Annotated in this window: 8 protein-coding genes; 4 read left to right on the plus strand and 4 right to left on the minus strand. The window is 43.7% G+C overall.

Features of this window, described 5'->3' with window-relative positions; all coding sequences use genetic code 11:
- Nucleotides 1-131: 131 nt before the first annotated feature.
- A complete protein-coding gene (gene ppc / locus B9T38_RS10605; RefSeq protein ID WP_086196770.1) occupies nucleotides 132-2,816 on the plus strand; it encodes a phosphoenolpyruvate carboxylase in 2,685 nt (894 codons plus the stop codon).
- 143 nt (nucleotides 2,817-2,959) lie between these two features.
- On the opposite strand, the gene B9T38_RS10610 is transcribed toward ppc, so the two are convergent.
- Both B9T38_RS10610 and B9T38_RS10615 read right to left on the minus strand, forming a co-directional pair.
- Complete coding sequence (locus B9T38_RS10610; RefSeq protein WP_171263221.1) at nucleotides 2,960-3,403, minus strand: transposase; 444 nt, start codon at nucleotides 3,401-3,403, stop codon at nucleotides 2,960-2,962.
- Nucleotides 3,404-3,450: 47 nt separating this feature from the next.
- Complete coding sequence (locus tag B9T38_RS10615) at nucleotides 3,451-3,756, minus strand: IS630 transposase-related protein (RefSeq protein WP_000122230.1); 306 nt, start codon at nucleotides 3,754-3,756, stop codon at nucleotides 3,451-3,453.
- Nucleotides 3,757-4,015: 259 nt separating this feature from the next.
- Here B9T38_RS10615 and B9T38_RS10620 point away from each other — a divergent pair, with 259 nt between their 5' ends.
- Complete coding sequence (locus B9T38_RS10620) at nucleotides 4,016-5,317, plus strand: solute carrier family 23 protein (RefSeq protein WP_086196771.1); 1,302 nt, start codon at nucleotides 4,016-4,018, stop codon at nucleotides 5,315-5,317.
- Nucleotides 5,318-5,415: 98 nt separating this feature from the next.
- Here B9T38_RS10620 and B9T38_RS10625 read toward each other — a convergent pair whose 3' ends face one another.
- Both B9T38_RS10625 and B9T38_RS10630 read right to left on the minus strand, forming a co-directional pair.
- Nucleotides 5,416-5,703, minus strand: a complete 288-nt coding sequence (locus tag B9T38_RS10625) for a chorismate mutase (protein ID WP_086196772.1) — start codon at nucleotides 5,701-5,703, stop codon at nucleotides 5,416-5,418.
- Nucleotides 5,684-6,994, minus strand: a complete 1,311-nt coding sequence (locus B9T38_RS10630) for a hypothetical protein (RefSeq protein WP_086196773.1) — start codon at nucleotides 6,992-6,994, stop codon at nucleotides 5,684-5,686. Before B9T38_RS10630 ends, B9T38_RS10625 begins: the two co-directional genes overlap by 20 nt.
- A gap of 88 nt (nucleotides 6,995-7,082) precedes the next feature.
- Here B9T38_RS10630 and B9T38_RS10635 point away from each other — a divergent pair, with 88 nt between their 5' ends.
- A complete protein-coding gene (locus B9T38_RS10635; protein ID WP_086196774.1) occupies nucleotides 7,083-7,697 on the plus strand; it encodes an IS607 family transposase in 615 nt (204 codons plus the stop codon).
- 32 nt (nucleotides 7,698-7,729) lie between these two features.
- Nucleotides 7,730-7,900 (plus strand): helix-turn-helix domain-containing protein, encoded by a 171-nt coding sequence (locus tag B9T38_RS16990; RefSeq protein WP_251992226.1) that lies wholly within the window; start codon nucleotides 7,730-7,732, stop codon nucleotides 7,898-7,900.
- Nucleotides 7,901-8,027: the final 127 nt, after the last annotated feature.

The following is an 8,027-nucleotide window of genomic DNA, read 5'->3' on the forward strand; positions in this document are numbered from 1 at the left end:
CTTGACTGCACCAACGGCAACTCAATTGCTAGTTTTAGCAGCAAAAAATTACCGACTTTTGTCTGCCCCCTACTTGGAATGTCATTGAATCGGGGTATATTCAAAGGAGTAGCCTAGGAGAATGAAAAAAAATGATTCAACAAATTGATGCTCCACTGCGTGAGGATGTACGCTTACTTGGGAACTTACTGGGAGAAACCCTCAAGGAACATGCGGGACAAGATTTGTTTAATCAGGTGGAGCAGATTCGTGCCCTGTCCAAAGGTGCACGTGATGGCCAGGTAGAAGCCGAAAAACAGCTTGAACAACTATTCCTGAGTCTGGAAGATGATGAGATTCTTCCACTTACCCGTGCATTCACCCACTTTCTGAATTTTGCCAATATTGCCGAACAGTACAATGTAGTTCGAAGTCGCCGTCAAAGCGAATTCGATGAACATGCACCCTCTCCCAATCCGCTCGATCATCTGTTCCAGAAATTTAAAGATCACGAAATTTCAGCCGACACCCTATTCAAGCAAATCTGTGAACTGAAAATTGAACTGGTGTTGACTGCACATCCGACTGAAGTCAGCCGTCGTACCTTAATTCAAAAATATGATGATATTAATGACTGCCTGTTTAAGTCTGATCAACAAAAACTGACCCCACGTGAACGCAAAGCCGTACTGCAAGAACTCAAACAACTGATTTGTTCCGCTTGGCAGACCGATGAAATCCGCCAGCACCGGCCAACCCCAGTCGATGAAGCGAAATGGGGCTTTACCACTATTGAACAAACCCTATGGAATGCCATTCCCAAATTCATCCGCGAACTGGATGAAATGGTTGAAGATCACTGTAGCCAGCGTTTACCTTTAACCGTTGCACCGGTGCGTTTTGCCTCCTGGATGGGCGGTGACCGTGACGGCAACCCGAACGTCACGCATAACATTACCCAGGAGGTGCTGTGGCTGTCGCGCTGGAAAGCGGCTGATTTATATCTGCGTGATATGGAAGACCTGCGCTGGGAACTGTCGATTCAAAACTGCAGCGATGAACTGATGCAGGCACTGGGCCATAGCCACCCTGAACCCTACCGTGAATATCTGCGGGATACCCGCGAACGCCTCAAAGCCACCCGTCACTGGCTGGCGCAAAAACTGCAAGGGCAAGATGCCGATGATCATCTGGTGATTAAAAGCAAAGATGAATTATTACAGCCTTTATTGCTGTGCTACCGTTCACTGATTGCCTGCAACCTGCCAGAAATTGCCAATGGCAAACTGCTGGACTTTATCCATCGCGTCAACTGCTTTGGCATTGAACTGCTGAAACTGGATATCCGTCAGGAATCCGGTCGTCATCGTCAGGCCATTTCTGCCATTACTGAATATCTGGGTCTGGGCAATTTTGAAACCTGGACCGAACAGGCGCGCCAAAACTTCCTGTTGCAGGAATTACAAAGCAAACGTCCGTTGTTGCCTAAACATCTGAATGAACCTAAACAAAGCCTGATTGAACATCCGGATGTACAGGAAGTGTTTGCCACCATGCGCACGCTGGCCGAACAACCGGAAGAAAGTCTGGGTGCGTATATTATTTCCATGGCGGAATATCCAAGTGATGTCTTGGCCGTGTTATTGCTGCAAAAAGAAGCCGGCATCAAGCATCCACTTCGTGTAGTTCCGCTGTTTGAAACCCTGAAAGATCTGGACGGTGCAGCCAGTACCATGAATACCCTGTTCAATATGCATTGGTACAAACAGCATATTCAGGGCAAGCACGAGGTGATGATTGGCTATTCCGACTCAGCCAAAGATGCCGGATTTATGTCTGCCAACTGGGCGCAATACCGTGCGCAGGAAGAACTGACTGCGGTGGCAAAAAAACATGCAGTACAACTCACCCTGTTCCATGGCCGCGGCGGTTCCATCAGCCGGGGTGGTGCTCCAACCCAGCAGGCACTGTTTTCACAACCGCCAGGCTCGATTTCCGGTGCCATTCGCGTGACTGAACAAGGGGAAATGATCCGCTTCAAGTTTGGTCTGGAAGGTATTGCCTTACAGAATCTGGAGATTTATACCGCAGCCACTTTAGAGGCAACCCTATTGCCGCCACCGGTACCTAAGGATGAATGGCGTGAACTGATGCATAGCATGACCGATTTGTCGGTACAGGTGTATCGTCAAACCGTGCGTGAAAATCCACATTTTGTAAAATACCTGCGTACGGTTACACCGGAACTAGAATTGCAAATGTTGCCACTCGGTTCACGCCCGGCAAAACGCAAGGTCAGTGGTGGGATTGAATCCTTACGTGCCATTCCCTGGGTCTTTGCATGGACCCAAATCCGTCTGATGCTTCCAGCCTGGCTGGGCACTGGAGCAGCCATTAACCAGGTGATTCATCAAGGGCAAAAACCACTGCTGGATGAGATGCTGCAACAATGGCCATATTTCCAGACCCTGATTGACATGCTGGAAATGGTATTGTCCAAAGCAGATAGTAATGTCGCCTTATATTACGAATCACATTTGACCGAAGATGAAGACTTAAAAGTCCTGGGCAATGAACTGCGTCAGCGCTTAAAAGATGCGGTACAAACCTTGCTGGCGCTGAAAGGCGAATCCAAACTGCTCAGCAGCAATGAAGTGCTGGATCAGTCTATGCGGGTACGCAAACCGTATTTGTTGCCGCTGCATTTATTGCAGGCCGAACTGATGAAACGCCGCCGTCGCTATCTGGCAGAACGTCAGGCAGAACATACCCCAGTCGATCATGCCTTAATGGTGAGTATTGCCGGGATTGCAGCCGGATTGCGTAATACCGGTTAAATTCTGATTTCCCATAGAAAAAGCACATTCCTGCAATGTGCTTTTTTTAACCTTATGGTCAAAAGTTTCCCATTATAGTCAAACTACTTTATTATCCATACAGGATTTGAAAAAAACTCGAAATAATTCATCGACTGAGTCGATCAACCATTCTTTACGCTTACGTTTAACCCATGCCCACCTTGCACGATATATCGCTCATCTATAGGATTTAAATCAGGGCTGTATGCAGGAAGCCAAAGAATTTTATGCCCTTGTTGTTCCAATAACTCCTGAATATCTGCTCTTTTATGAAATGCTGCATTATCCATAACCACTACACTATTTTCAGGTAATGCTGGTATGAGGAATTGCTCAATCCAAAAATGAAAAACATCTGAATTGATTTTGCAGTCAAATAAACCGACTGAAAATAACTTACCCTCATGGATTGCTCCAATGGCATTGGTCTGATTCTTTAATTGCCAATTATATTGCCCTAAACAGGGTACTCCTTTTCGTGAGTAGCCATGAGGTCTGTAATCATGTGACTTAAAACCACTTTCATCCAGATAAATAATCGGGTGGGTTTTTTCTAATTCATTCACTTGCTGAATAAATTTATCCCTAAGCTTTGTATCTGCTTTAGGATGGCTTAACGTCTTTTTTTAACTGTAATATTTAAGCGCTTTAATGCAGCACCAATAGATGAAACACCACAATTAAAACGTGCAGCACGTTCATATTGATAAGCATCAGGATACTTTTCAACATCTTCACGTAAAGCATCATCGTTAATTTTAGAAGGTTTACGTACGCGAGTTTTTTTAATCTCTATACGTTTCTTCCATTCAACAATGGTATTTTTATTAATTTCAAATTGTGCAGCTACCGCTCGAATAGAATAACCTTCCTCAAGCTTAGCTAAAATTTTACGTCTAAAATGTTCTGAATAACTCATTGCACCATTGTATTAGTTTTATAATGATTTGACTATATTTTTTATAAATAAAACAAAAAATATTTATGAATCTATCAACCCATCTTCATACCTATTAACTATTGATTTAGCGTTATTTTTAATTATTAAATTTTTTATCACATGGTAAAAATATTTGAAAAGTCATGGTATTAGTATAAATAAAATTTTGTTTCAATGATTAAATCTTCCAAAAAAGAAGCGTATGATGTGCACAATTTGTTTTTAGAGTGCTCAAAAAATGTCCAATTGGTTTCCCAAATGGCGCCCGTACGAAGGCAGTATCGATGCACGTCCTGTCGGTACCAATGAATACCTTCCACCTGCACAAAGTGTAGTTTTGGGTGTACAACATGCTTTTGCCATGTTTGGGGCGACTGTACTTGCGCCCTTCCTGATGGGCTTTGATCCTAATCTGGCTATTTTAATGTCAGGCATCTGTACCATCCTGTTTTTCCTGATGACCGGGGGACGTGTGCCGAGTTATCTGGGTTCCAGCTTTGCCTTTATTGGGGTGGTCATTGCAGCAACGGGTTATGCCGCTTCGGGTACGGGTGCACCCAATACCAATCTGGCCCTAGCCGCTGGTGGTATTATGGCCTGCGGTATTCTGTATGCCATTTTTGGTTTTATTGTGATGGCAACCGGAACCAAATGGATTGAAAAACTCATGCCCCCTGTAGTGACTGGTGCTGTGGTCATGATCATCGGCCTGAATTTGGCACCGGTGACTGTTAAAGGCGTAGCAGGGAATAACTTCAATATGTGGATGTCACTGGTCACCGTGATGTGCATGGGTTCTATTGCAGTATTTACCAAAGGCCTGCTGCAACGTCTGCTGTTATTGATCGGTTTATTACTGGCTTACTTAATTTATTATATTGTTTCCAATGTGATGGGACATGGCACACCCATTAATTTTGCTCCAATTCAACAGGCAGACTGGTTTGGTATTCCTACCTTCCACTCACCGGTATTCGATGCCAATGCCATGCTAATTATTGCGCCGATTGCCTTGATTTTAGTGGCTGAAAACCTGGGGCATATCAAAGCAGTGGGTGCCATGACCGGTGAAAACCTTGATCCGCATATTGGTAAAGCCTTTGTTGCCGATGGTCTTGCAACCACTTTATCAGGTGGTGTCGGTGCTCCGGGGATGACGACTTATGGTGAAAATATTGGCGTGATGGCGGTGACTCGTGTCTATTCCACCATCATTTTTGTTTTTGCCGGTATCTTTGCGGTTTTCTTGGGACTTTCACCAAAATTTGGTGCCATTATCCATACCATTCCGACTGCTATCTTAACTGGTGCATCGATTGTGGTCTTCGGTTTAATTACCATTGCCGGGGCAAAAATCTGGATTGAAAACAAGGTTGATTTCTCTAAAAACAAAAACCTGATGGTGGCTGCGGTGACCATTATTTTAGGCACCGGTGACTTTGCCCTGCAATTCGGCAGCTTTAATTTGGGTGGTATTGGTACCGCTACGTTTGCAGCCTTAATTCTGAACTGGTTCTTTAGCCTGGGCGATAAATCTTGACATTCTTCCACCACCTACGCTTTCGCTAGGTGGGGGATTCCTACTGCTAGACGCTTATGCCCAAGCGCAAGTATGTTCTTAGCGAAATTTAAATAAAATTAAGGACGAAATTCTCGCAATTCGCGCTGAATAAAACGTTGGATCATTTGACGATATAAATGTTCCACCAGATCAGGATCGGTTCCCAAATCTAGTGCTTGTGCACGTACTTTCTGAATGACCTGCTCGACCCGTTCCGGAGATTGTACGTCCTGTACAGTACGCTTAAAACGCGTAGCCTGATCGACATAAAACTGACGGGTAGCTATCATCTCAATGAGTGCGGTATCAATTGCATCAATCTGTGCACGGGCCTGTTCTAAAGACTCACATTTCTCTTTCTTCATCTTTGCTATCATCATTTTCACTTTTATATTGGTCTTCTAAAACATTACTAAAAATACTTTCGATCATCCAGACCCGGTACAAACTATTAAACACATAACTTTGACCATCAATGCGCAGTTCGAGCACAGGAAAATCGGGCTGAGACTTCATTTCACAGAGTATGTCATTTTCTTTTAATTTGGCAGCAATATCTTCAGTGCTCAGTTCATTGATCTCTAAATCACGCTTGATCTGGTCAAAATGTGCCCTAAATGACAAGTCTTTGCCTTTGGTCCAGACTGCCTGCAAAATGCTGTACATGGCTTCCACACGCTGCTCTTCAGGCACGCTATAAAACAGTTTCGCTATCTCATAAGTTGCTTGCTGGGTAGGACGGCAAAACGGGGTAAATTTCACTTCGGTACGTTTGGACAAGCGTGTCGCCAGCCCCCAGTCAAACAGGTCCCGTCCATGATAAGACAGCGGGTAAACATTGAGGTGAATATTATAAAAATTGGCCAGCTCTTCTTTAATATAGGCCAACAATAGCCAGGAAATCGGGTCTTCCAGGGCAATATATAAATCCAGTTCCGGATCCAGCGCCTGAATTTCATTCAGTTCCTCAGCATCACTAATCAGGTGTTCACGCCATTCAATATGGTTGATCAGGAAAATCGGATTGCCAGTGAGTAATTTTTGCTGTTTTAAACGGCGGGTCAAACGCAGCAGATCATCCACCGCATGATACTTGCGCTCCCCGAATTCAAAATAGCTGACAAGCACTTCGTTATCGTTAAAAATCCGTTCCGGAAAATTTTGCGCTGGATGATGGCGACTAGCCATGGCATGCAAGGTACGCAATTTGCCATACTGTTTTTGCCACAGCATGTGGAACACATCTTCGAGTAAATACAGGAAATCCTGGCCGCGTAAAGGAGTATTGCGAAGGATGGTTTCTGCTTGAGCAATGGCTTCAAGTGGTGGCTGTTCGGGGGTTTCATGAAAACTAAAACGATGCTGTTTGGACAAAATTTTGGCATCGTTGAGGCAGTAATTTTGCCACTCCATTTCTGACATGTTATTGGGAGGTTCTGCCGTTTCACTGGAAATGATCACCTTTAAGGGTTTGATCTCATCACTCAAGATTTCTTCAAGTTCAGGTAACTGCTGTGCAGCCAGATAGCTATAGACATCATCCAGACGCAAGTGGATGGTTAAACCCTGCTCCGTAGATAATTCCACCTGACGAGTTGGCTTTTGATAAAACCAACTCGATCGAAGTGGATCAAACCAACGGCGTAACAGTGACATGAGATCAGCCTCGAAAAAAAACCTTGTGTGCTACAAGAGTTGTTAAATGTTAATTTAAATCTACTTATTTCTATATTATTATATACAAATGAGTAGATATGTTAGTATTGGTGTTGCAGCTAAAACATTGGGCGTTTCCATTCAAACCCTAAGAAGATGGGATGAGGAAGGCACTTTAGTTGCAGATAGAACCCCTAAAAATCACAGACGTTATGATCTAAGTAAAATAACGCCTGAACTTATCCATGATCTTGCTATTCAAAATAATCGAAAAACGATTGCTTATGCAAGAGTATCAAGTCATGACCAAAAGGCTGATCTTGAGCGACAAAAACAAGTTTTAGAAATGTACTGTGCTAAACAAGGCTGGACATTTGAACTCATCAGCGATCTCGGTTCAGGCATGAATTACCATAAAAAGGGTTTAAAGGCTCTTTTAGATGGGATTATTGATAATCAAATTGGTCGTTTGGTTTTAACACATAAAGATCGCTTACTACGCTTTGGTGCTGAGTTGGTTTTTGCTTTATGTGAAGCAAGAAATGTTGAAATTGTGATTATTAATCAAGGCGAAAATCTGAGTTTTGAAGAAGAACTTGCCCAAGATATACTGGAAATTATCACTGTATTCTCTGCAAGATTGTATGGCAGTCGAAGTAAAAAGAATCAAAAGTTAATACAGGCGGTTAAAGAAGTACTATGAGTCGATTTATACGAGGGCATGTCATTGAGTTGATGCCCACCAACAAGCAAGCAAGTCATTTCGCTCAAGCGTGTGGCGTTGCTCGTTTGTCGTATAATTGGGCGTTAAAGGAATGGCAGCGACAATTTGACATACTCCCACCACTTTCGACTAGCTCCTTGCGAAACTCGTTTCTCAGGGATTCTAAAAGCAAAGGCTCTTAGGCGACTTCCTCACGGATTTCGCTTGCTTTCTGCTTCGCAGGGCGACCTTTACTGCGTCTTCCCTCCACAGACAAAACGGTATGTCCTACCGCTAAGATGTTACGAGATGCGTTAATATCCGCATTCG

The sequence above is a fragment of the Acinetobacter sp. ANC 4218 genome (assembly GCF_002135245.1).
In the GTDB taxonomy this organism is placed as follows: domain Bacteria; phylum Pseudomonadota; class Gammaproteobacteria; order Pseudomonadales; family Moraxellaceae; genus Acinetobacter.